23 protein-coding genes and 1 pseudogene are annotated in these 21,464 nt (G+C 62.8%); 4 read left to right on the top strand and 20 right to left on the bottom strand.

The genetic code is table 11. The annotated features are described in order from the left end of the window. From ACZCWR_RS19030 to ACZCWR_RS19005, 6 genes are all read right to left on the bottom strand, one after another. Window positions 1-567: a hypothetical protein gene (locus ACZCWR_RS19030; protein ID WP_487304536.1), complete on the bottom strand. Its 567-nt coding sequence runs from the start codon at window positions 565-567 to the stop codon at window positions 1-3. 4 nt (window positions 568-571) lie between these two features. Then, the gene (locus ACZCWR_RS19025) at window positions 572-1,144 is read right to left on the bottom strand and encodes a PAAR domain-containing protein (protein WP_487304535.1); all 573 of its coding nucleotides are present in this window, start codon (window positions 1,142-1,144) and stop codon (window positions 572-574) included. Window positions 1,145-1,326: 182 nt separating this feature from the next. Further along, the gene (lra1, locus tag ACZCWR_RS19020; RefSeq protein WP_487304534.1) at window positions 1,327-2,109 is read right to left on the bottom strand and encodes an L-rhamnose 1-dehydrogenase Lra1; all 783 of its coding nucleotides are present in this window, start codon (window positions 2,107-2,109) and stop codon (window positions 1,327-1,329) included. Window positions 2,110-2,119: 10 nt separating this feature from the next. Next, on the bottom strand, window positions 2,120-3,298 hold the full coding sequence (gene rhmD / locus ACZCWR_RS19015) for an L-rhamnonate dehydratase (protein WP_487304533.1): 1,179 nt from the start codon (window positions 3,296-3,298) through the stop codon (window positions 2,120-2,122). Window positions 3,299-3,328: 30 nt separating this feature from the next. Further along, a complete protein-coding gene (locus ACZCWR_RS19010) occupies window positions 3,329-4,648 on the bottom strand; it encodes an MFS transporter (protein ID WP_487304532.1) in 1,320 nt (439 codons plus the stop codon). Window positions 4,649-4,688: 40 nt separating this feature from the next. Next, entirely contained in the window at window positions 4,689-5,450 is a 762-nt protein-coding gene (locus tag ACZCWR_RS19005) for an SDR family oxidoreductase (protein WP_487304531.1), read from the bottom strand. A gap of 503 nt (window positions 5,451-5,953) precedes the next feature. On the opposite strand from ACZCWR_RS19005, the gene ACZCWR_RS19000 reads away from it, so the two are divergent. After that, a complete protein-coding gene (locus ACZCWR_RS19000) occupies window positions 5,954-6,211 on the top strand; it encodes a hypothetical protein (protein WP_487304530.1) in 258 nt (85 codons plus the stop codon). Window positions 6,212-6,484: 273 nt separating this feature from the next. Then, window positions 6,485-7,339 carry a helix-turn-helix domain-containing protein gene (locus ACZCWR_RS18995; protein ID WP_487304529.1) on the top strand — a complete coding sequence of 285 codons (855 nt, stop codon included), beginning with the start codon at window positions 6,485-6,487 and terminating at the stop codon, window positions 7,337-7,339. 7 nt (window positions 7,340-7,346) lie between these two features. Here the strand turns inward: ACZCWR_RS18995 and ACZCWR_RS18990 are convergent, their stop codons facing one another. From ACZCWR_RS18990 to ACZCWR_RS18980, 3 genes are read right to left on the bottom strand one after another with little or no spacing between them, the layout of a single operon-like run. Further along, the gene (locus tag ACZCWR_RS18990) at window positions 7,347-9,185 is read right to left on the bottom strand and encodes an ATP-binding response regulator (protein ID WP_487304528.1); all 1,839 of its coding nucleotides are present in this window, start codon (window positions 9,183-9,185) and stop codon (window positions 7,347-7,349) included. A gap of 1 nt (window position 9,186) precedes the next feature. After that, the gene (locus tag ACZCWR_RS18985) at window positions 9,187-10,824 is read right to left on the bottom strand and encodes an ATP-binding domain-containing protein (RefSeq protein WP_487304527.1); all 1,638 of its coding nucleotides are present in this window, start codon (window positions 10,822-10,824) and stop codon (window positions 9,187-9,189) included. Window positions 10,825-10,883: 59 nt separating this feature from the next. Further along, entirely contained in the window at window positions 10,884-11,552 is a 669-nt protein-coding gene (locus ACZCWR_RS18980; protein ID WP_487304526.1) for a glutathione S-transferase family protein, read from the bottom strand. A gap of 160 nt (window positions 11,553-11,712) precedes the next feature. Here ACZCWR_RS18980 and ACZCWR_RS18975 point away from each other — a divergent pair, with 160 nt between their 5' ends. Further along, a complete protein-coding gene (locus tag ACZCWR_RS18975) occupies window positions 11,713-11,889 on the top strand; it encodes a hypothetical protein (protein ID WP_487304525.1) in 177 nt (58 codons plus the stop codon). A gap of 42 nt (window positions 11,890-11,931) precedes the next feature. Here the strand turns inward: ACZCWR_RS18975 and ACZCWR_RS18970 are convergent, their stop codons facing one another. The 6 genes from ACZCWR_RS18970 to ACZCWR_RS18945 form a co-directional block, all read right to left on the bottom strand. Beyond that, window positions 11,932-12,342: a response regulator gene (locus ACZCWR_RS18970; RefSeq protein WP_487304524.1), complete on the bottom strand. Its 411-nt coding sequence runs from the start codon at window positions 12,340-12,342 to the stop codon at window positions 11,932-11,934. 359 nt (window positions 12,343-12,701) lie between these two features. Further along, window positions 12,702-13,532: a helix-turn-helix domain-containing protein gene (locus ACZCWR_RS18965; RefSeq protein ID WP_487304523.1), complete on the bottom strand. Its 831-nt coding sequence runs from the start codon at window positions 13,530-13,532 to the stop codon at window positions 12,702-12,704. Window positions 13,533-13,575: 43 nt separating this feature from the next. Further along, window positions 13,576-14,856, bottom strand: a complete 1,281-nt coding sequence (locus tag ACZCWR_RS18960; protein ID WP_487304522.1) for an FAD-dependent oxidoreductase — start codon at window positions 14,854-14,856, stop codon at window positions 13,576-13,578. Next, window positions 14,853-15,101 carry a (2Fe-2S)-binding protein gene (locus tag ACZCWR_RS18955; RefSeq protein ID WP_487304521.1) on the bottom strand — a complete coding sequence of 83 codons (249 nt, stop codon included), beginning with the start codon at window positions 15,099-15,101 and terminating at the stop codon, window positions 14,853-14,855. The genes ACZCWR_RS18960 and ACZCWR_RS18955 overlap by 4 nt, the downstream gene beginning before the upstream one ends. After that, on the bottom strand, window positions 15,094-16,236 hold the full coding sequence (locus tag ACZCWR_RS18950; RefSeq protein WP_487304520.1) for an NAD(P)/FAD-dependent oxidoreductase: 1,143 nt from the start codon (window positions 16,234-16,236) through the stop codon (window positions 15,094-15,096). Before ACZCWR_RS18950 ends, ACZCWR_RS18955 begins: the two co-directional genes overlap by 8 nt. Then, on the bottom strand, window positions 16,233-17,192 hold the full coding sequence (locus ACZCWR_RS18945; RefSeq protein WP_487304745.1) for a 4-hydroxyproline epimerase: 960 nt from the start codon (window positions 17,190-17,192) through the stop codon (window positions 16,233-16,235). Before ACZCWR_RS18945 ends, ACZCWR_RS18950 begins: the two co-directional genes overlap by 4 nt. A 204-nt stretch (window positions 17,193-17,396) precedes the next feature. Here ACZCWR_RS18945 and ACZCWR_RS18940 point away from each other — a divergent pair, with 204 nt between their 5' ends. Continuing rightward, the gene (locus ACZCWR_RS18940; protein WP_487304519.1) at window positions 17,397-18,302 is read left to right on the top strand and encodes a dihydrodipicolinate synthase family protein; all 906 of its coding nucleotides are present in this window, start codon (window positions 17,397-17,399) and stop codon (window positions 18,300-18,302) included. A gap of 61 nt (window positions 18,303-18,363) precedes the next feature. Here the strand turns inward: ACZCWR_RS18940 and ACZCWR_RS18935 are convergent. The 5 genes and pseudogenes from ACZCWR_RS18935 to ACZCWR_RS18915 all read right to left on the bottom strand — a co-directional run. Further along, window positions 18,364-18,642 (bottom strand): annotated as a pseudogene (locus tag ACZCWR_RS18935) (winged helix-turn-helix domain-containing protein); the annotation flags it as partial. Window positions 18,643-19,045: 403 nt separating this feature from the next. Next, window positions 19,046-20,188 carry a hypothetical protein gene (locus ACZCWR_RS18930; RefSeq protein WP_487304518.1) on the bottom strand — a complete coding sequence of 381 codons (1,143 nt, stop codon included), beginning with the start codon at window positions 20,186-20,188 and terminating at the stop codon, window positions 19,046-19,048. Window positions 20,189-20,190: 2 nt separating this feature from the next. Continuing rightward, complete coding sequence (locus ACZCWR_RS18925; RefSeq protein ID WP_487304517.1) at window positions 20,191-20,871, bottom strand: hypothetical protein; 681 nt, start codon at window positions 20,869-20,871, stop codon at window positions 20,191-20,193. Continuing rightward, window positions 20,868-21,308 carry a glycoside hydrolase family protein gene (locus ACZCWR_RS18920; RefSeq protein WP_487304516.1) on the bottom strand — a complete coding sequence of 147 codons (441 nt, stop codon included), beginning with the start codon at window positions 21,306-21,308 and terminating at the stop codon, window positions 20,868-20,870. The genes ACZCWR_RS18925 and ACZCWR_RS18920 overlap by 4 nt, the downstream gene beginning before the upstream one ends. After that, window positions 21,305-21,463 (bottom strand): DUF3309 family protein, encoded by a 159-nt coding sequence (locus ACZCWR_RS18915; RefSeq protein ID WP_487304515.1) that lies wholly within the window; start codon window positions 21,461-21,463, stop codon window positions 21,305-21,307. The genes ACZCWR_RS18920 and ACZCWR_RS18915 overlap by 4 nt, the downstream gene beginning before the upstream one ends. Window position 21,464: the final 1 nt, after the last annotated feature.

Below are 21,464 nucleotides of genomic sequence, written 5' to 3'. Positions count from 1 at the left end.
TCAGATCAAAGGTTCGATTTCTATTTTCACGGCGCCATTCGTGTGGATACGCTTGGTCTCGCCCGCCTTGTTTGTCGTGCCTTCCAGCACAGAGCCGTCTTCCAGTTTGATGCGAAAGTGCAGATCCGCTACCGGGCTCCGCTCGCGATCGTCCGTCGCCACCACCATCATTTCATTGAAGTCTGGAACGGTGCGATGCCCGGATGACTTCTTGCTCGTGGATTTCGCCTGCACGCACGGCGACGACGAATCTTTGATGACCCAGCCTTTTCCATGACGAGTCATGGTGAAGGATCCCTTGTCGCAGGTGCACCGCACGAAGTCAGCGGCTTTCGCCTTCGCTCGCCCTTTTGTTTCATGAGCCAGGCGATCGCCTTCAAAGCAAGCCGATCGACCGATGACTCCGCTGACGCCCTTGCATTTGCCGCAATAGGCCTGGTGGCCGACGAACGCCATCGTGCGATACCCGTCCTCGACAAAAAATGCGCTTTTGCCCGTCGGCGCGACATAGCTATCGGTACTGCTGGTGAGGGGATAACCTTCGATCCCCGGAAAGAAATCTCCCATCGCGTTACACCACCAATTCGATGACAAGTTTCATGGGCTTGTCGGTCATGACCCGTTCACATTGGCCATGCGCGTCCGTCACGCCCATGTAGACCCGTCCGTCCTCGGTTGTGATCATGTATCGCTGACTGGCGACTGGCTGACGGGTGTCGTCGACGAGCACGATCTGCTCATCGAACGGGGTCGCGGTCAGAGTGGATTGCGTCTTTCCGCCCTTCCATTCGATATGGATACCGTTGCCCGCCGTGAAGCTCATCCACATGTTCCGCTCGGCATGGAACACAGGCGCGGGACTACATCCACAGATGTTGATGTCGCCGCTCAACGCCCATTGCTTTCCGTTCGGTCCCGTTCCCTGATGCCGTGGCCCACGCGGAGCGATAAAGCCCTCGCGTTCGCAAGCGGTGCAGTACGTGCTCATGCCGAGCGTGGCAATATGCACGCGCGGCGGCGGATTCGAGCACGTCACAGTTTCAAGGCCTTCCGTGACCGTCGCACTCCCGGCGAAGTCGCCTTTGGCGAGGAACGCGCGCTTGAGTGTTTCTGCCGCGCCTTCTTGGTTGAATGCTGCCTGCATCTTCGTTATCTCGTCTCTTTAGTTGTTTTAAAAACGAGAAAATTAACCGAATAACAAACGAGGCGCGAGGTATCCGCTGTAGAGAATTGTCAAAAGGATAACTGATTGCCAATAGGCATATATCTAATCAGCAAGCCAACCGAACACTCCATCACATAAGTATTCGGCGGCATGGCCAACGCTCACTGCAAATTCACAAACAACCCCCCATCCACCAACAACGAAGCCCCTGTCACATACCTCGCTCGCTCCGAAGCAAGAAACACCACACACTGCGCCACATCATCCGGCGCACCCAATCGCCCGAGCGGAATACGCTTCTCCATATAAGCCCGCTTCGCCTCATCGGAAAGATCATCCGCGTTGAGATCGGTCGCGATCGTCCCCGGCATCACCGAATTACATCGGATACCGAACGGCCCGAGCGCAATCGCGCACGACTGCATGAGCGAATGCACGCCCGCCTTGGTCGGCGTGTAATGCGTCTGCATCCCACCGCCGACGAGCGCACTGATCGAACTCGTCGCCACGATCGCGCCGCCGGTCCCCTGCGCCTTCATCTGATTCGCGCAAGCCTGCGTCACATAGAACGCGCCATTGAGATTCACAGCGACCGTGGTTTCATAGACCGAAGGCGGCATATCCAAGAACGCATGAAACGGACAGATGCCCGCATTGCTCGACAGCACATCCACATGCCCGAACGCCTCCACCGTCTTTGCAACGAGCGTCTTGCCGGTCGCGGGATCGGCGACATTGCCTTCGACCGCAATCGCGCGCCGCCCAATCGCTTCGATCTCCTCGACGATCGACTCCACCGCCGACGCCTTCCCATACGAGCTATCGTTATCGCGCCAGTAATTGATGGCAACATCCGCGCCCTCGCGCGCGCTCGCGAGCGCAATCGCCCGGCCGATGCCGCGCGAACCGCCCGTCACCACGACGACCTTGTTTTCCAGCAGCATATGCGCCTCCTCAATGCGTGTAAGGCCGCGTCAACGCGCATTCCGGGTTCAGCCGGACGCCAAAGCCCGGCGTCTCCGGCACCTTCATGCGGCCATTCACCGGCACGGGTTCGTCGAGCAGCAAGGGCGTGAACATCGGCACGACCTGATCGGCTTGCGGGGCCATCATGAGGAACTCCGCGAACGGCGAGTTGTGCCGCGTGATGACGAAGTGATAGCTGTACACCGACGATCCGTGCGGCACGACCAGCACGTTATGCGCATCCGCGAGCGCGGAAATCTTGATGAGTTCCGTGATGCCGCCGCACCAGCCCACGTCCGGCTGCACGAGGTCCGCGCAACCCATCTCGAACAGCATGCGAAAACCCCAGCGCGTGGCTTCGTGCTCGCCCGTGGTGATCATCATGCCGCGCGGCACGGAGCGGCGCAGTTCGGCATAGCCCCAGTAATCGTCGGGCGGCAGCGTTTCTTCCAGCCACTTGAGGCCGTATTCATGTGCGGCGTCAGCGAGACGCTTGGCGTAATTCAGGTCGAGGCTCATCCAGCAGTCGTACATCAGCCAGAAATCGTCGCCCACTTTCGAGCGCATGTCCGCCAACCGCGCAATGTTCTTGTGCAGCCCTTCCTCGCCTTCCGCCGGGCCGTGCTGCAAGGGCATTTTTCCGCCGATGAACCCCATCTGCTTGGCAAGATCGGGCCGCGCGCCGGTCGCGTAGAACTGCAATTCGTCGCGCACCGGGCCGCCGAGCAGCGCGAACACCGGTTCCTCGCGCACCTTCGCGAGCAAATCCCACAGCGCCAGATCCACGCCCGAAATCGCATTCAGCACGATGCCCTTGCGCCCGTAGTACAACGTCGCGTTGAACATCTGATCCCACATCTTCTCGATGTCGGTCACCTTCTGCCCTTCGAGAAAGCGCGCCAGATGTCTCTCGACGATGAACGCGCCAATCTCGCCACCCGTCGTCACCGCGAAGCCCACGGTGCCATCGCTGGCTTCCACTTCCACGACGAGCGTGCCGAGCACGTTCAACCCGAACGACTGACGGCTCTGACGATATTCGGGATACCTTGCCATCGGCGTGGACACGTGATCGTCGATCCAGTGATCGCTGCCCTGATCGTGATAATCGGCGCCGCCGCCGCGTACGGTGAAGGCGCGCACCTGGCGAATGGTTGGCATGGACATGGCTTCGTCTCCTGTTTCGGTTCTATGTTGTCAGTGTGCTTCGGCGGCCTGCCCGCCTTCGATCACGTTGCGTTCCGGCACGCGCACCAGCGCGAGAATGACGAGCGCCGCCAGCACGCTCGAACCGGCGAGCACCATCAATCCGGCGCTCGTGGAATTGAACGCGCTTTCGGCGGCGGTGCGGGCCATCGGCGCGAAAAAGCCGCCGAGTCCGCCCAGCGAATTGATGAGCGCGATGCCCGCCGCCGCGGCCGCGCCCGTGAGATAACGCGTCGGAAACGTCCAAAACAGCGGTTGCGCGGCGATGAACCCACTGGCCGCGCAACACAGCGCGATAAGCGACACCGCCGGCGCGGACGCCACGCCCGACACCGCGATGGCGACGCCCGACATCACCAGCAAGCCCACCGCGCACATGCGATGCTTGCCCGTGCGATCCGCATAACGCGGCACGATCCACGTCACGATCACCGCGACGACCCACGGCAGCGCCGTCACCAGTCCGACGCGAAAGCCGACCTTGGTGCCGAGCAGCGCCGCCACTTGCTGCGGCAGATAGAACACGACGCCATATACCGCCGCCTGAATCAGAAAGTACGTGCAGGACAGCACGATCACGCGTGGATCGACGAGCGCGGCGAGCACGTTGCGCGGACCGTGGGCGGAGGCGCTGCGGGCGTCGTCATCGAGACGGGAAACGAGGAGCGTGCGTTGCGCGGCGGTAAGCCAGCGCGCGTCTTTCGGATCGTCGTCGAGATACCAGAAGGCCCACACGCCGACCAGCGAAGCCAACAGCCCTTCGACCAGAAAGAGCCATTGCCAGCCCTTCAGCCCGAACGCGCCGTGCAGGTCGAGCAGCAAGCCCGACAAGGGCGCGCCGAAGATGAACGCGAGCGGCGCGCCGAAATAGAACACACCGAGCGCCCGCGCCCGCGCGTTCTGCGGAAACCAGCGCGTCAGGTAATAGACGATGCCGGGAAAGAACCCCGCCTCCGCCACGCCGAGCAGAAAGCGCAGCGCATAGAACGTGGTGGCCGAATGCGCGAGCGACATCGCCGCCGACACGAGGCCCCACGTCACCATGATGCGGCACATCCACAGCCGCGCGCCCACGCGATGCAGCAACAGATTGCTCGGCACCTCGAAGATCGCGTAGCCGACGAAAAACACGCCCGCGCCGAACGCGAACGCGGCATTGCCGATGCCCGTATCCTGCTGCAACGCCTTCTGCGCGAAGCCGATGTTCGCGCGGTCCAGAAACGCGAGCACGTACATCAGAAGCAGGAAGGGCAGCAAATGGCGCATCACGCGGGACGTGACCGCGCCTTCCGCCTGTGCGGATTCGCTCATGTCATTCTCCTGAACCGGAAGACGGAAAACGCGCGGGGCGTCAGTACGTCGCGCGTCCGCCGGACAGGTCGAACACCGAGCCGGTGCTGAACGCGCAGTCCTCGGACGACAGCCAGAGAATGAGCGACGCGGCTTCCTGCGGCAGCAGGAAACGGTTCATCGGGATCTTGGAGAGCATGTAGTCGATGTGCTGCTGCGACATCGAATCGAAGATTTCGGTCTTGGCGGCGGCGGGCGTGACCGCGTTGACGAGGATGTTCTTGCCCGCGAGTTCCTTGCCGAGCGATTTGGTGAGCCCGATCAGCCCGGCCTTCGATGCGCTGTAGTGCGAGGCGTTCGGATTGCCTTCCTTGCCCGCGATCGACGCCACGTTGACGATGCGCCCGTAACCCGACTTGAGCATGTGCGGCACGACCGCGCGGCACGTGAGATACGGCCCGATCAGATTGACATCGATCACGCGCCGCCACACGTCCGGCGCCAGTTCCCACGTCGTGCCGTTGCCACCGGTGATGCCCGCGTTGTTCACCAGCACGTCGATCTTGCCGTGGGCGGCGATGGCCTTCTGCACGGCGGCATCGACGGAAGATTCGTCGGTGAGTTCGACCACGGCGTCGCTGACGGCGCGTTCCTTGTGCGCGGCGCGCAGTTCGGCGCTGGTCCGCGCGAGACGCTCGGCATCGACATCCCACAGCACTACGTCAGCGCCGGATTGCAGCGCCCGCTCCGCCACCGCGAGCCCGATACCGCGTGCGCCGCCCGTCACTGCCACCACGCGTCCTGCCAGATCGATACGGTTCATGCCTGTCGTCTCCTTTCTATCGTTGTCCGGTTCTTGCCGTCGAAAGACTATAGTCCGGTGGCAATAGCGCAACAATTCGAAAGGGCGATCGTTCGATAGCGAAAGCGGATCGCTATGAGCGCAAGGCGACGATCAGGCGTTCGTCACTGCTCAACGCCCGCGAGAAAACGGACTGAAACCGCGCGCGTGGCGCGCCCGTTTGTGCAACGCGGCAGAATCCTGAAAGTACCGGTCGGCAAAGAAGGAAAACGCGAAAAGTGCGCCGAGCGCGATGGGGCAGAAAATAAAAAAAGCGACGAGCACGATGTTCTCCCACTTAGGCTTCGTCGCAGTATAGATGTGCTACGTCGGCTAATTAGCGGCCTATGGAACAAAACTCCGTTCGTAATCGACGAATTGTGTGTGGGCTAACCCCAATAAATCATGCCTTTGCACCGAGGGCGGGCACACGCGTTGCTTTATGTGTTCGCCTCAATAAAACTAACCGGCAAAGACCCATCAGCATGTTCACACCCCAAGCCTGCACCACCACTTGCGTTCTCGACGGCATGCCCGTCACCCTGACGTTCTATCCGGACACCAGCGTTCTTCGAATCACCGATGCGCGCGGCCACTGCATGCGCGAAACGCGCTGGCCCGCACCGTGGCGCACCTTGCTCGCGACGCTGCGCGAATTCAGCGGACGCGACTCGCACGATCAAGTCTCCACGCTGTTGAACGAAGTGCCTCAAGCCGACGCTCACGCTCACGCGTTCGCCTGACCGTCCCGTTTCTGCTGCACGCCAACGCCCGCCGCATTCTCTGAAAGACCGTCGAGTTCCCTTCGGAAGCATCGACGGTCATCCCCGCATTCATCGCGTCAGGTCATCCTTTCCGATGCCGCGCTTCTAGCGCGTGTATCGCCTGAGAAAAGTCCGAACGCCACGGCTCACGCCCTTTACAATGTGAAACGATCGCCTGTACCGCATCCAGTAACGACCAAAAGCGCTCGAACCCACGTTCCACCCGCTCTCACGCATCCGCACACTGTCCAGATGGTCACTGAAACATCGTCATCGGAATCTCTCGCCGTCGCGGAACGCGTGCGCGAGCTCATGAGCCGTCACGGCATCGGCAAGCGTCAGCAGACGGCGGAACTGTGCCGCATTCTCGACCTCAGTTTCTCGCAGGGACACCGCAAGCTGCGCGGCAACAGTCCGTGGACGCTCGCGCAGATTCGCCGCGTCGCGGATGCGTTCGACGAACCCGCGCTCAAACTGTTCGACACCATCAACACGCGCCCGGACGACACCGAAGGCGCGCCGCACGATGCGCTGCTCAAGATCGGCTCGGCGGAAATTCCCTGTGTGGCGTGGGTAGGTCAGGCGCTGGACGCCGGCAGCCGGCCGGACTTCATCGCGCAGAAACTGAACAACCGCTGGATGGTCAGCAAGCACGAAGGCGTGCTGCTCTACGAAGCGTGCGACGTCCACAAGATCGAGATCCTGCCGCGCCGCGCCGACGTGGAAAAACCCGTGGTCGCCGTGGTCGATGACGATCATGCGTCCGCCGACAATCTCCACGATTATCTGGACGCCACCGGCTTCACCGCGATGGCCTTCTACAACCTCGACACGTTCCTCGAATCCCTGCAGTCGCAAGTGTTCGATGCCGTGGTGATCGACTGGCTGTTCGGCTCGCATACCTCGGCGGATGCCATTCGCGCGGTGCGTGAATCGGACAATCCGGATGCGCCGGTTTTCGTGCTCACGGGCGAACTCACCACGGGCAAGGCGAGCGAGTCGGAGATCAGCCAGATCATCCGCGATTACAACGCGACGTGTTTCGAGAAGCCTGCGCGGTTGGGCATTCTGGTGGCGGATTTGTCGAAGCGGTTGCTGCGGGCCTGAACGCACTTCAGGCCGCGCGCCGCCGTGCCGTCACGGCGCGATGCAAGGCGCTTTTCAGCACTTCATAGCGCACCGGCTTGAGCAAATAGTCGAAGAAGAACACCACCGCGCTCGGGTCCACCAGTTCGGGCGCGTACGCGCTCACCGCGATGATCGGCACGCTCGCGCCGGGCGCCGTGCGCGCGCGATATTCCTGCACGAACGAATAGCCATCCTTGCCGGGCATGTGCAGGTCGGCGAGGATCACATCGGCATCGTTCGCGCGCAGCCAGGCAAGCGCGCTGTCCACGTCGGGCATGGCGACGGTGGCATAGCCCAGATGCGTGAGCATTTCCATCAGCGATTCGCGGATCGACTCGTGATCGTCGATCACCAGCACGCGTGAGCGCGCGCGTGCGCCGGTTGTAGTTTCTTCTTCACGCGCCGGAACCTGTTCGGCGGGCACGGCCGGCAAGCTCACGCGAAACACCGTGCCTTGCCCGACTTCGCTCGTCACGCCGATCTCGCCGCCGAGCAAATCCACGAGTCCGCGCACGACTGCCAGCCCCATGCCCGCGCCATCGACGCGTCGCGTGCTGGAGGCATCGAGTTGGGTGAATTCCTGGAATATCAACGGTAATTGCTCGCGCGAAATGCCCGGGCCCGTGTCCCTCACCGAGATATTCAGGCGATTGTCGGCGCGCTCGAAACGCACTTCGACCGAACCGGTTTCCGTGTATTTGATGGCGTTGGTCACGAGATTGGTCACGATCTGCCGCGCGCGATGCGGGTCCGATTCGATCGCGCCGCGCTCGCCGACATACTCGCCGCGCAGCGCCAGCCCTTTCGTATTGGCCGAAGGCGTGTTGGCATCGACGATGGATTCGAGCAGTTCCGGCGGCTCGAACACCGCCATGCGCAGTTCGAGCTTGCCCGCGCCGAGTCGCGCGTAATCGGTCAGATCGCGCATTTGCGCTTCCAGATGGCGCGCGCCCGCTTCCAGCCGGTCGATGATCTTGCGATCCGCCGCGCCGTGCTGGCTCAAGCCCAGCAGTTCCACCGACGAGACGATCGCATGCAGCGGCGTGCGCAATTCGTGGCTGATCATGCCGAGAAAACGGTCCTTCGCCACGCCCGCTTCGCGCGCCGCATGCGTCGCCTGATGTTCGGCGGCGAGCGCCGCGCGTTGCTGCTCGATCAGGCGCGAGCGGCGGTAGCCGTTGAGCAGAAGAAGGAGCGTCGCCGCCGTCGAAAGCAGGCCGAGCAGCACGCCGCCCATCATGAGATAGCTGCGTTTGGATTCGAAATCGCGCACGATCGATTCGCGTTCGGCCACGTCCATGAGCCGCCGCCCGCTCGCCAGTTCCGTCACGACAGACGCATTCTGGCGCAGCACGCCGATCACGCGCATCGAGTGCTGGCGGTCCGCGCCGATCTGTTCGATGTCGCTTTGCATCGAATCGAGCGAAGTCTGCAACTGGCGCAGGATTTCCTGCTGACGATTGTCGAGCGCGTCGTGCCCGTCGGGCATGGTGGTTTGCGACACTTGCACGAGCCGCGCGCGCAACTGGCGATAGCCTTCGCGGACCGCCTGCGCATCCGTGTCGATGCCTGCGCGGTACATCAACACCTGGCTGTCGAAGTGCTCGTAGGCAATCTGGAATTGCGCGGCGTCCCAGTACAACCCGTCATAAGGCACTTCGAAGCGATGCGTCTCGTGCGCGAGCAGCCCCGAATACAGCATGTAGCCGACCGCGCCGATGGGCGGGGCGACCGCGAGCGCGATCATCGCTGCATACCAGAGCCTGCGAAACCACGGACGCGCGGCGCGTGCGCGCGAGGCTGACGGTGCGGGCGCGACGGCCATCTTACTGAAGCGCGTCCAGCGCCTTCGCCGCGCGCACGGAAGCGACCACGATCAGCTTCATGGTCGCGCGCGTCGCGCCGACGAAAATCTTGCGCGCGGCCTGATCGTCGAGCGTGTCGAAATCCACTTCGGTGAGGATCACGCACGGCGCGGATTGCCCCTTGAAGCGATAGATCGATTCGAGCAGCACATCGCCCTCGCGATACTCGGGATTGCCGAACAGATCGTACTGACCCGTGAACGCGCGCAGCCGATGCGGCCCGAGCTGATCGACAGCCGTCAGCGCCGAGCCCTCGCGTCCGCGAAACGACAGCACCGCAATGTCCTGCTTGCGAAAGCCGAGCGAGAGCGCCTGCGTGATCGCGCGCTTGGTCGCTTCGACGATCTCATCGGGATGACCATTGTCATAGGTCGAGATGCTCACGTCCGAGCCGTCGAACGGACTGCCCGCATCCAGCCGCACGCCCGGCCCAACGATCTTGCGAATGAAGCCGAGCAGATCGCGCGGGCTGCGGTAGTTGGTGCTTTCGCGCAGGATGGTCCAGCCGGGCAGCGGCACCGGTTCGCGCAAATAGAGGTTTTGCATGGGGTCTTCCAGCCACCACCACGCGCCGCCAGGATTGAGCAACCGTTCGAGCGACTCCACCCACGCCGCCTGAAAATCCTGGCCTTCATCGACGATCAGCACATCGGTTTTCCAGTGCTCGGGGACCGGCACGGCGGCGAAGCGTTCTTCGAGCGTGGCGAAGACATCGGGCTGGCTGAAGTCGGGCGGGCTGCCTGCATCGCGGGCGACGGCCGCGCTCAGTTGATGATAGTTCGCGATCTTCGCGTCTTTCGGCGCGATGGCGCGGATATGGTCGGCCAGCGGCCGGTTGAAGCACACGTACAGCACGCTCTTGCCCTGCGCGAGCGTGTCGTGCATCACGCGCACGGCGAGTTGCGTCTTGCCCGCGCCGGCCGTGGCGATCACGCGCAGGCGGAACGGCTCGAATTCGAGCCTGCGCGCCCATGTCGCGAGGCCGCCCGAGAGCCGCGTGACGAGCGTATCGGCGGCGCCGACGAGTGCGTTGGTATCGGGCGTAAGCGAGAGTTCATCCGCGAGATAGTGATGGATGCGCGCGGCCGCCTCGAATCGCGGTTCGTCGGGCGGCAGGATGTCGAGCACCACGCGCGGCAAGGACGCCTTGCGGCTGGCATCGACGATACGCGTGGGCGACACGCCCGCGATGGCCGCATCCTTGACGATATAGTCCGGGCAATACAGCAATTCCTCGACGCGATACGTGCCCGCGCCGAACGCCGCCGTGAAGCGCCGATGCAGGTTTTCCAGCGTCCGCGCCAGTTGAATGGCGACATTGCGCTCCTTCTGCAAATACACCTTCACCAGTCCCGCGCTCGTCTCGCGCAGGAAACCGGCTTTCATCTCGATCATCAGCACGCGGCCCGATGGCGCGACCACCACGAAATCCGCTTCGCCGAAGACGGAAAAGCCTTCGTTGAGCCGCGTCCAGTGCACGCCGTGATACACGGTGTAGTCGTCGGGCAGCTTTTCCAGCAGCGCGAGGGTTTCGATTTCGCGCGCGGCCGCGCCGGTGGCTTCGAGGTTCTTCCAGTCGTCGGGAACGATGCGGGCCATGAATCGCCTGTGAGCTGTGGATTGAGATCATTGTACTCAAGCGCGCGGGCCGCCAAGACTCACGCGTAGTCGTACTGGCCACCGCGTTCGAGCGCGCGCTTGTACGCGGGTCTCGCGTGAATGCGTCCGAGGAACGCGCGGATCTTCGGCAACTCGCTCGCGCCCGCGCGCTGCGTGCCGGTTTCGAGCGGGAAGCTCATCTGCACGTCGGCGGCGCTGAATTCGTCGCCCGCGAACCACGGCCATTTCACGAGTTCATCCTCGATGAAGCCGAAATGCAGCTTCAGTTGCGGATCGATGAAGCTCGTCTGCAAAGCCTCGCCGATGCGCCGCGCAATCGGCTTCACGAAGAACGGCATCTTCGCGAGACTCATGCGCACGGCCACCAGTTTGAGCAGGAGCGGCGGCATGGCCGAGCCTTCGGCGTAGTGCATCCAGTAGTCGTAGCGCACGCGCGCGGGCGTGGTGCCGTGCGGCGGCGAGAAGCGGCCATCGCCATAACGCTCGACCAGATATTCGAGAATCGCGCCGGATTCGGCGAGCACGAGATCGCCATCCGTGATGACCGGCGATTTGCCGAGCGGATGCACCGCGCGCAATTCGGGCGGCGCAAGCATGGTCTTCGGGTCGCGTTGGTAGCGCTTGATTTCGTACGGGACGCCGAGTTCTTCGAGCATCCAGAGGACGCGTTGGGAGCGGGAGTTATTCAGATGATGAACGGTCAGCATCGGTCGAAGCTCATGGAAGTGACGCAAACAAGGCATGCGTCTTGCAGAAACCGAAACTTATCCGCAAGCTCGCGTCGAGGCAATGAGTTTTCATCGAGGCCGCATCGCGCATGCGGAATAATCGAGCATTTCCAAAACCAACGAAGGAAGGGAGAACCGAATGACCCTGCTTATTTATCTGGTCGGCTGGCTGATTCTGATCGGCGGCGTGTCGTGGGCGCTCGTCGCCATGCACGTCTCGCAGCACACGATCCTGATCGTCGCCGTCATCATGCTCGGCATCGCGATCATCACGGGTGCGACACGCGCGCGTGGACGCGACCGCGGCGGACGCTGAAAATGAGCGATGCCGTGGAGGGTCCACGGCATCGCCATCGTTCTAAGTCACTACACGGGTGGAAATTGCGTCCTGCACCAGCGCCACGAGTTCATCGGGATGAACCGGCTTGGTCATGAAATGCTGAAAGCCTTCGCCGATGCTGCGTAATCGGTACTCCTCGCCTTCATGTCCCGTCAGCGCGATGGCGACGGAAGGCGGTAAGTTGCCGCGTATTTCATGGTCCCGCAGACGCTGGACCAGATAGAAACCATCCATGCAGGGAAGGTCGAGATCGCAGATGACGGCATCGGGAATATGCTCGATTGCTGCCTGCGCGCCGTCTTCGGCGTCGGCCACAGCGATTACGTCTGCACCCTCTTCTTCCAGCAACGTCTGCAACGATGCCCTGCTTTCGGGATCGTCCTCGATGAGTACGATCCGCGCATGCCCCAGTCTTGCTACTTCGTTCATGATGTTCTTTTCGACTGCCAAAAACGGAATTCTCGCGCAACGGTCTCCACGGCTCGCCGCTTGCCGACCTCACGCATGACGTGGAGTTGACACGAAAACGCGGCGGGAATTCCGAACGCACCGTATTTTTCGCCGCGTGTACGCCGGTACGAAACGTCGCGCGGTGTCTGGTGAATCCGCCGCATGATGCAATGCTTCCGAGTCAGCGGCGTGTCCTTTCAAGCAAATTGCGGACCGAAGCGGGGAAAGCCTTGCTGGGCGGGGTTTTGGCGTTGGCTGACAGGCGCGCAAACGGTAATTTGGCGACGTGGATACGCACGAACGTGTAATTCCGGGAACGCCCGGTCCCTGATTTCCCGTCAGATGTTTGCGGGCAGCGCGGAATCGGGGCGCGGGTCGTGGCGGGACGCGGGCGCGAGAACGAGCGCGCGGTATTCGGTCGGCGTGAGTCCGACGGTGGCCTTGAATTGACGCGTGAACGCGCTGTGGTCGGTGTAGCCGCATAGGGCGGCGACGTCCGTCACCTTCTCGTGGCTGACGAGCAAGGCGGTGGCGGCATCGAGCCGGGTCTTGAGCAAGACCTGACGCGGCGTGAGGTGAAAGACCTTGTGGAAATACCGCTCCAGTTGCGCAATCGACATGTTCGCCATGCGCGCGAGTTCACGCATGTTGAGCGGCTGGACGTAGTTTTCCTGGATATGCTGCACGACCGCCGCCAACCGGCTGTACGCGGGGTGCGTGCCTTCCGCCGCCTGCAGATCGCGCGAAATCCCCGCCAGTCCGACGATGCTTCCCGTCGTATCCAACAAGGGCTGCTTACAGGTCATGCACCACCCCGGCTCGCGTCCCGGATAAAGATGCAATTCCAACTGGTCGATCAACTGCTGTCCCTGCGCGATCACCGCCTGATCCTGCGCCGTGTAGATGCGCCCGAAACGGCGCGGAAACACGTCCTCGGCGGTCCGGCCGAGCAGGCGCGTCTTGTCGTCCTTGTGGCCGCAGCGGCGCGCGAGCGTGCGGTTGACCATCACATAGCGGGCGTCGCGATCCTTCACGAAGAAGACGATATCGGGCATGGCGTCGAACACGGGTTCGAGCAGCATGAAGTGCGCGAGCATTTCGCGCAGTGTTGCGGCGGCGGGCGTGGGGAGCGGTGGCGCGTGTTCGGCATCGTCGACGGAGGGTGTCATGATGGTGCGCCGCTTGGGGTGAGCAATACTCGGATGAACCGCATTATAGGTGCGCTTCCCCGGCATCAATATTCGCGGTATCCGCCATGAGCGTGTCGATGCGCACCGGCGCGAACGGCGGACGCGGCATCGCGCGCGGCCAGCCGAAGTACAGCGCCGACGCCTCGCCGCAGATGCGGCCCTGGCACGGGCCCATGCCGCATCGCGTGAGCAGTTTCGCGTCGCGCCAGTGTGCGTGTTGCGCGGCTTCGCCGATCGTCACGTCTTCGCAGCGGCAGAGGATGGTGTGTGGATCGGGGATTCGTTGCGCGGCTTCGGTTAGGTCGAAGGCTTGCTCCACGCGTTTTGCAAACGCGCGCCAGCGGGAACGTTCTTGCAGCAGGTTTTCATTGGGCCGAACATCGAGCGCCGCGTGTCCGGCAATCGCGCCTTCCACGCGCGCGCGCTCCATTCCGCCGATGCCGGTGCACTCGCCCGCCGCGAAGATGTCGTCGAGCGAAGTGCGCTGGATATCGTCGATGCGAATCGCGCCGTGTTCGTCCGTCGCGCAACCCAAGGCGAGCGCGAGCGTCGTGTTCGGCACCAGTCCGTAGCCGCACGCAATACGATCCGTCTCGATGATCCGCTCCGTCGCGCCATTCTTGACGCTCACGGCCTCCACGCGCGCCGTGCCGTGAGCCTTCGTCACGATACTTCCCGTGCGATAAACGCGCGCCACGGCCGCACCTAGCGCGATTGCCTGCGCGAACTTGCCCGGCGTCATGGACAACGACGCCACGAAGCCCGCGACCCGCGCAAACGGCGCCTGTTCGATCACCGCGACCACGCGCGCGCCGTGACGACGCGCCGTATCGGCGGCGGCGAGCAGCAACGGCCCGCTCCCCGCGATCACGATGCGTTCGTCACGCACCGGCATGCCGCCCTTGATAAGCGCCTGCAAACCGCCCGCGCCGGTGACGCCCGGCAACGTCCAGCCATCGAAGGGAAGCAGGCGTTCGCGCGCGCCCGTGGCGAGAATCAGCTTCGAAAAAGCGACGGACAACGGCTTGCCCTCGCGCTCGATCAACAGACGCCCGCCGCCCGCGCTCGCGACCTTGGCCGCGTTCATGACGACGAGATTGGCGCGGGTTCGAGTGTCGGCTTCCCAATCGCGTACTTCAGCCGCGCGTTCGGTCGCTGGTCCTTGCCGCCAGACCTGACCGCCCGAACGCGGATTGTCATCGACGATGACCGTGCGCGCGCCCGCCTGCGCGGTCACGCGCGCCGCCGTCAGTCCCGCCGGTCCCGCGCCAACGATGGCCACATCGAACCGTTCTGCATTCATCGCGCGGTTTCGATGTTGAGGCCATCGCGGCAGAGCGTCTGGCAGCCGAGCACATGCGCGCGGCCATCGACGCTCACGCGGCATTCGTGGCACACGCCCATGCCGCAAAGCGCGGCGCGCGGCATGCCGCCGACCGAACGGCGAGTGGCGATGACGCCGTGCATCGCGAGCGCGGCGGCGACGGTGGTGAATGTGGGCACCGTTAAACGCTCGCCATTGATCGTGACGTTGACGACCTCAGCCATCGACACGCTCCGCTTCCGAAGCAAACCGCAGCGGCGAGAACGCCGAGACATCCGGCAAACCCGAAGGCACTGGTTCGCCGAGCATCGACGCGGCCAGCAATTGCGCCGTGCCGAGCGAAGTCGTCACGCCGAGCCCTTCATGACCGGCCGCAAGCCACACGCGATCTTCGGGATGCCGCGCCGGGCCGATCAGCGGCAGGCCGTCGCATGTGGCGGCGCGCAGGCCGGTCCACGCGCGAATCGCGTTGAGCGCGCCGATGCCGGGAAGATAGCGGGCGGCGCGCGCGAGCATCGCGGAAAGCACGTTCGTTTCGACTGCGGGATCTTCCGTGTTGAATTGCCGCGACGAACCGATCAACACCTGACCGGTCGGACGCGGCTGCGCATTGAACGCGACCGACGTGCCGCGCGCGTGATGAGCGCTTTTGATATAGCCGAGTTCCGCCACTTGATGCCGCAGCATGCCCGGATAACGGTCGGTAATCAGCAAATGACCTTTCTTGGCTTCGAGCGGCAAGCCGTCGATCAGATCGCGCGCCGCCAGACCGTTCGCCACGACGATATGCGCCGCCTCGCGCCGCGTGCCATCCGCAAGCACGACGCTCGCCGCTTCGAGCGCCGTCACCGCGCAATCCGTCCTCACGCAAATGCGCGATGCACCCGGCGAACACGTCAGCAGCCATTGCGCCGCACACGGCGCGTACACGATGCAATCGTCGTCGATCAGCAAGCCGCCCAGCATCGCGTGACTGAGCGATGGCTCCAGTTCTCGCAGCATCGCCTGATCGATGAGATGCGCGCGCACGCCGCCCGCCTCATAGCTATCGCGCATGGCGCGCGCGGCGTCGAGTTCTTCTTCGTCCGATGCAACCCACAGCGTGCCGCAGCGCGAGAACGCATCGCGCGGACGCAGTTGCGGCGCGAGTTCGAGCCACGCCGCGCGCGATGCCCGCGACAGCGCGAATTCCGCCGCCGAGTCGTTCATCACGACGATATGCCCCATGCCCGCCGCCGTCGCGCCGCCGCCGATGCCCCGCGCATCCAGCACGTCCACGGTCAGCCCGCGCGCCGCCAGTTCCGCCGCGCACGCCGCCCCGACGATACCCGCGCCAACGACGATTACATCCGCGTTCATGCCGCTCCGGCAAGCGGGATGCCGCGCGCGAAAGGATCGCGCGGATCGAAGACGAGGCGACCTTCCGCCATGACGTGCGCGAAACCGGTGATGGTCGGCACGAGCGCATCGCCCTGCATTTCGTAGCATCCTTCGAACACGCTGCCGATGATGCTTTCCTGCCGCCACACCGCGCCCGCCGCGAGCACGCCGTCCGCCGCGAGGCAGGCAAGTTTCGCGCTGGTGCCGGTGCCGCACGGCGAGCGGTCGTAGGCGCTGCCGGGACACAACACGAAGTTGCGGCTGTCGATGCCGGCCACGGGCGAATCCGCGAACAGTTCGATATGGTCGATGAACGCGCCATCCGCGCCGGTGATGCCTTGGGCGTCGAGCGCATCGCGGATCGCTTCGGTGAACGCGGTCAGCTCGGCGATGTGCGCGGGCGCGAGTTCGCGGCCATGCTCCGCGACGAGGAAGAACCAGTTGCCGCCCCACGCGACATCGCCGGTGAGCGGTCCGTGGCCCGGCACATCGACTGTCACCGCGCGCAAATGGCGGTACGCGGGCACGTTGCGCACGCTGACGCTGCCATTGGCGTTGAGCGTGGCATCGACGGGACCGACCGGCGTGTCGATCCTGTGCCGCCCCGGCGCGATCCTGCCCGCATGCGCCAGCGACGCCACCAGCCCGATGGTGCCGTGGCCGCACATGCCGAGATAGCCGACGTTGTTGAAGAAGATGACGCCCGCGGTCGCGTTGGGATCGTCCGGCGCACACAGCAGCGCGCCCACGACGACATCCGAGCCGCGCGGCTCTGTCACGATCGCGCGCCGCGAGTCGTCGAACTTCGCGCGGAACACGTCGAGCCGTTGCGCCAGCGTGCCGCTTCCGAGATCGGGCGCGCCCGCCGTCACCAGACGCGTGGGTTCGCCGCCCGTGTGCGAGTCGATGAATTCGATGGTTTTCATGCCGTCTATCGTAGAAATGCGCATGGCGGGCGTCTTGGCGCAGCTAGGCAGTTTCGATGACGAAATCGGCACAATTCACAGCGCACGGTTCTGCCTTCCCCGAGCGCGGATACGCTATGCCGAAATCGGCACGCGTCGCGCGCGATTCACGCAAGACGCCCAATTTTTCGGTGCTTACACTGCGTGTCTTTCAATCACTTTCGGAGAGCCGCCGTGGCGCATATCTGGGAAGGCGTGATGCCCGCCGTCACCACCAAGTTCAACGCCGATTTCAGCATAGACCGCGCGTGGACCGCGAGGAATATCGACGCGCAGATCGAGGCGGGCGTGGACGGCATCATCGTGTGCGGTTCGCTCGGCGAGGCCTCCACGCTGTCGCTCGATGAAAAGCTCGAGGTGCTGGATATCGCGGTGGATGCATCGCGCGGACGCGTGCCGGTGCTGTTGACCATCGCGGAAAACAGCACGCTCGACGGTTGCCGTCAGGCCACGCGCGCCGCGAGCCACGGTGCGGCGGGTTACATGGTGCTGCCGGGGCTGCGTTATCTGTCGGATCGCCGTGAGACGCTCAACCATTTCCGCATGGTCGCTGACGCCAGTCCGCTGCCGATCATGGTGTACAACAATCCGCTCGCCTATGGCGTGGACATGACGCCTGCGATGTTCGCCGAACTTGCCGAGGACCGGAAGTTCGTGGCGATCAAGGAATCGAGCGGCGACGTGCGGCGCATCACCGATCTCATCAACGAAGTCGGCGACCGTTATGCGCTGTTCTGCGGCGTCGACAATCTCGCGATGGAAGCCATATTGATGGGCGCGCACGGCTGGGTGGCGGGTCTGGTGTGCGCGTTCCCGCGCGAGACCGTGGCGATTTCCAAGCTGATCCGCGCCGGACGCGTGGAAGAAGCACGCGCCATCTACCGCTGGTTCGCGCCGATGCTCGCGCTCGATGTCTCGCATAAGTTGGTGCAGAACATCAAGCTCGCCGAAGCGATCGTCGGGCTGGGAACGGAGCCGGTGCGTCCGCCGCGTCTGCCGCTGGCGGGCGAGGAGCGTCGCGAAGTGGAGGCGCTGATTCGCCGAAGCATCGAAACGAGGCCGGAGTTGCCGAGTTTCTAAAGTTGGGGCGAAAAAAAATGCCGTCGCGATGACGGCATTTTTTCGTTCAGCGGTTTAGCGTTTAGGCCGCGATCTGCGCGCCCTCGCCTTCCTCGATATCTTCCTGACCATCGTAAAGATGAAGCAGGCGATAACCGCTCTTGTAGACCGGTTGCAGACGGAAGTGATTTTCCGGTTCGATCTCGAGCGCCAGACGCAGACGCGACACGTGGCTGTCGATGGTGCGCGTGGTTTCGCGGAATTCGCGGCCCCAGACCATCGCGAAGATATGGTCACGCGACAGCACGCGGCCGATGTTCGAGAAGAACAACTGCGCGAGGCGGAATTGCGTGCCGCTCAAAAATGAAAAATCGGTCTGCACCCTTATCTGGCAAGGCTTTAAGCGGTGCTGTTTCTAATATTGTGCGTGATTTTTATGCAAGCTCTGGCGCGGCTTTGCGGGCTTTCATTGGCTGCATATTAGAAACAGACTGAACCAAGATTTTTCCAAAAACATAACGTGGCAGGCCGTCATTTCGGCTCGTAGTAAAATCCGCTTCAATCAAATCGGAGCAACAATGCTTTCCTTCACTTGGAAACTGCTAACCCGCTCGATCGAGATCAACCCAATCTTTTATCAGGCAGGGTACGAGGCGTCTGGACTTGGGATCAGAAAAAATCCTCATCGCCGGTGGACCGTTCAATGGTGGTCGTGGCGACGAGGATATTGGGATAAAGCTGAAGACGATCTCTACATCTGGTGATCAGCGACGACGCTGAGCCCACAGAAACCCGTATGCCGTCTGAGTAGAAGTAGCGAAGGAAGCGTAAGCCACCAGAAAGACCGTGGTTGTTGACGCGAGCAGTTGCCGCGAGCAGCCGACCGAATAGGTATTGGTTGCTACGCCCGCTGACGCGTTCGTCGCGGAAAAGAAATAAGAGCCGCCTCCCGGTGACGTCGGTAATGCTGCCGACGTCGTATTGATACCCCCCGCCTGCTGCGTTGTCGTGGTCGTTCCGGCCGGCGCGAAGCCTATTGATCCGCACACATTCCAATCCCCTGCCGTCAGCGAAACCGAAGTGATGTTCGCGGCGGTCGCAGTGGTGAGAGTGACTGGCGTGCCTGTGTTCGTGGCGCACCCCGTTGGTGAGCCACCATTCGTCACCTGGGCGCACACGTACTCGCCGACGCTTCCGGCACTCGCAGTGTTATTGGTGGTCGTTCCGACAATACCGGCGGTCTGGCTCGGCGTAATCGATCCCGATGCTGCGAGCGTCGTGAACGAGCCAGAGCTAGGCGACGTGGCGCCGATCGGCGTTCCCACAATGCCGTCCGACATCGTGACAACACCCGTCGAGTTTGAGATCGTGATCGGGTTATCCGTGAACGTTCCGGACACGTACCGGCCGATCGCAAACTGATTGGTCGAAGAAGCATTGTAGGCAGACCAAACCGTCGCGCCACTCTTGCGAATTTGATAGATCGCTGTTCCTGCGCCTGTCGAATCGTCCACGTAGAAGATTGCAGTCGGGTAGCTGACACCGCTCAGGCCAGTGAAGGTCGCACCGCTGAATGTCTGCGCAAGGGACCAAGTGTTTGCCGCGTTGAGAAGCGGCACGCTGGCACCAGTCGTGCCGGTATTGGCCGTGGCCGCCGTACCAAGGCCGAGCGCGGTGCGCGCCGCTGACGCGCTCGTCGATCCAGTCCCGCCGTTCGCGATCGGCACAACGCCGGTAATCGACGAGAAGGAGATGTTTCCCCATGCCGGCGTTGCTGACGGCCCTCCTGAAATGATGGTCTGTCCGGACGTCGATCCGGCAGGATTAAGCAGCGGGACCGGCACAGTCGTCGCGCCGAACGCGACGGACGTGAGCGCAAGAAGCGCGATGGCAAAGAGTCGTTTCATGTTCAAGAGCCTTGATAGGGGGTGTTCTGCGAAGTAGGTGCGACAGTCACGGTTTGAGGCGGATCGGTCTGGGTTCGAACAGTGGTTGTAGTTTGCTGAGGCGCGGCAGTCACACTGCCTGGTGACACCGCGAATGCCGTGATAGCAGCCTGCTGACTTGAGTTGTCGCGAGTCGCGCCGAACCAAAACGCCAAGATCTGCTTGAGCTCGTTGAATAGATAGCCGGTCACGTTGCCGATGGCGAGGCAAGCGACCGAATCCTTCAGGAGCATGACGCCGACTGGCGTAAACATCGCGATCACAACCAGCACGACGAAGGCAATCATCGAATAAGTGATGTACTGCCGTGTGTGATCACTCGGTTGCGCCATTGCAAGCTTGCGCGCCGAGTCGCGATCGGCCGCTTCGTTCTGGAAATCTTGTAGCGCGAACGTGAGCCGGTTGTTCTCCTGTTGAACGAGCATCTGCTGCAGCTGCACCTTCGCATTGATCTCGGCTTCCCTCAGCTTCTCGTACGCCGCAGGGTCGGCAGCAAGCGCGGCGCTGACCGCATCCGGCGAGTTGTCCACGCCGAGCGCGGTAGAAACGAGCGTGCCAACAGCGCCGCCAAGCGGGCCTCCGAGGATCGTTCCAACAATCGGCGCAGCCTTGCCGACGTCCTTTGCGATATCTGACCAATTCACTGTGCCACCCCCGTGCGCATCATCTCGGCCAGGCGATCGGCACGCTCGCCGACCTGCGTCGCCCATCGCGACGCGAGCATGCCGGCCGCAGCTGCTGCATACGATCCGTTCTGCATCGCAGCCAACGTGTTCTTGAACGTGAGCAGTGTGGTGATGCCCATGTTGAAGCACATGTTGAGCAGCACGCGTTGACGAACGGGCGAGAGATTGCGCCACCACGGCACGTTGCGATCGAGGTCGGTTTCGACTGCCTGAATGTCGAGCTGGAAGATCAGATCGATCACTTGCGGCTGAAGCTTGCCGCCCTTGCGTTTGTCGATCAGATGCCCGATGCCGATCGTCCAATATCCAAGGCTGTCCTGATAAGCCGACGGGACGTTGTTTTCGTCGCGCGTCAGCTCAGACTCAAGCGCCGCAAGATCGTATGTCGAGTTCACAGTCGCCCCATCAGCAAGAGAACGATCACGACGATGAGGACGATACCGAGAAAGCCCGATGGTCCATAACCCCAGCCACGGCTATACGGCCATGCGGGCACGCCGCCGATGAGCAGAATGATCAACACGACGAGAAGAATGGTTCCGAGCGTCATA

The sequence above is a fragment of the Caballeronia sp. A2-2 genome (assembly GCF_057612605.2).
This window is presented reverse-complemented; position numbering and strand designations above follow the sequence as displayed.

Excerpts from the sequence above, each read along its gene's own strand:
- ACZCWR_RS19005 (WP_487304531.1), bottom strand. The coding sequence starts at position 5,450 with ATGAACCGTATCGATCTGGCAGGACGCGTGGTGGCAGTGACGGGCGGC.
- ACZCWR_RS18995 (WP_487304529.1), top strand. The coding sequence starts at position 6,485 with ATGGTCACTGAAACATCGTCATCGGAATCTCTCGCCGTCGCGGAACGC.
- ACZCWR_RS19010 (WP_487304532.1), bottom strand. The coding sequence starts at position 4,648 with ATGAGCGAATCCGCACAGGCGGAAGGCGCGGTCACGTCCCGCGTGATG.
- ACZCWR_RS18970 (WP_487304524.1), bottom strand. The coding sequence starts at position 12,342 with ATGAACGAAGTAGCAAGACTGGGGCATGCGCGGATCGTACTCATCGAG.
- ACZCWR_RS18955 (WP_487304521.1), bottom strand. The coding sequence starts at position 15,101 with ATGGCTGAGGTCGTCAACGTCACGATCAATGGCGAGCGTTTAACGGTG.
- ACZCWR_RS18915 (WP_487304515.1), bottom strand. The coding sequence starts at position 21,463 with ATGACGCTCGGAACCATTCTTCTCGTCGTGTTGATCATTCTGCTCATC.
- ACZCWR_RS18950 (WP_487304520.1), bottom strand. The coding sequence starts at position 16,236 with ATGAACGCGGATGTAATCGTCGTTGGCGCGGGTATCGTCGGGGCGGCG.
- ACZCWR_RS18990 (WP_487304528.1), bottom strand. The coding sequence starts at position 9,185 with ATGGCCGTCGCGCCCGCACCGTCAGCCTCGCGCGCACGCGCCGCGCGT.
- ACZCWR_RS18960 (WP_487304522.1), bottom strand. The coding sequence starts at position 14,856 with ATGAATGCAGAACGGTTCGATGTGGCCATCGTTGGCGCGGGACCGGCG.
- lra1 (WP_487304534.1), bottom strand. The coding sequence starts at position 2,109 with ATGCTGCTGGAAAACAAGGTCGTCGTGGTGACGGGCGGTTCGCGCGGC.
- ACZCWR_RS18965 (WP_487304523.1), bottom strand. The coding sequence starts at position 13,532 with ATGACACCCTCCGTCGACGATGCCGAACACGCGCCACCGCTCCCCACG.
- ACZCWR_RS18930 (WP_487304518.1), bottom strand. The coding sequence starts at position 20,188 with ATGAAACGACTCTTTGCCATCGCGCTTCTTGCGCTCACGTCCGTCGCG.
- ACZCWR_RS19030 (WP_487304536.1), bottom strand. The coding sequence starts at position 567 with ATGGGAGATTTCTTTCCGGGGATCGAAGGTTATCCCCTCACCAGCAGT.
- ACZCWR_RS19025 (WP_487304535.1), bottom strand. The coding sequence starts at position 1,144 with ATGCAGGCAGCATTCAACCAAGAAGGCGCGGCAGAAACACTCAAGCGC.
- ACZCWR_RS18985 (WP_487304527.1), bottom strand. The coding sequence starts at position 10,824 with ATGGCCCGCATCGTTCCCGACGACTGGAAGAACCTCGAAGCCACCGGC.
- ACZCWR_RS18980 (WP_487304526.1), bottom strand. The coding sequence starts at position 11,552 with ATGCTGACCGTTCATCATCTGAATAACTCCCGCTCCCAACGCGTCCTC.
- rhmD (WP_487304533.1), bottom strand. The coding sequence starts at position 3,298 with ATGTCCATGCCAACCATTCGCCAGGTGCGCGCCTTCACCGTACGCGGC.
- ACZCWR_RS18975 (WP_487304525.1), top strand. The coding sequence starts at position 11,713 with ATGACCCTGCTTATTTATCTGGTCGGCTGGCTGATTCTGATCGGCGGC.
- ACZCWR_RS19000 (WP_487304530.1), top strand. The coding sequence starts at position 5,954 with ATGTTCACACCCCAAGCCTGCACCACCACTTGCGTTCTCGACGGCATG.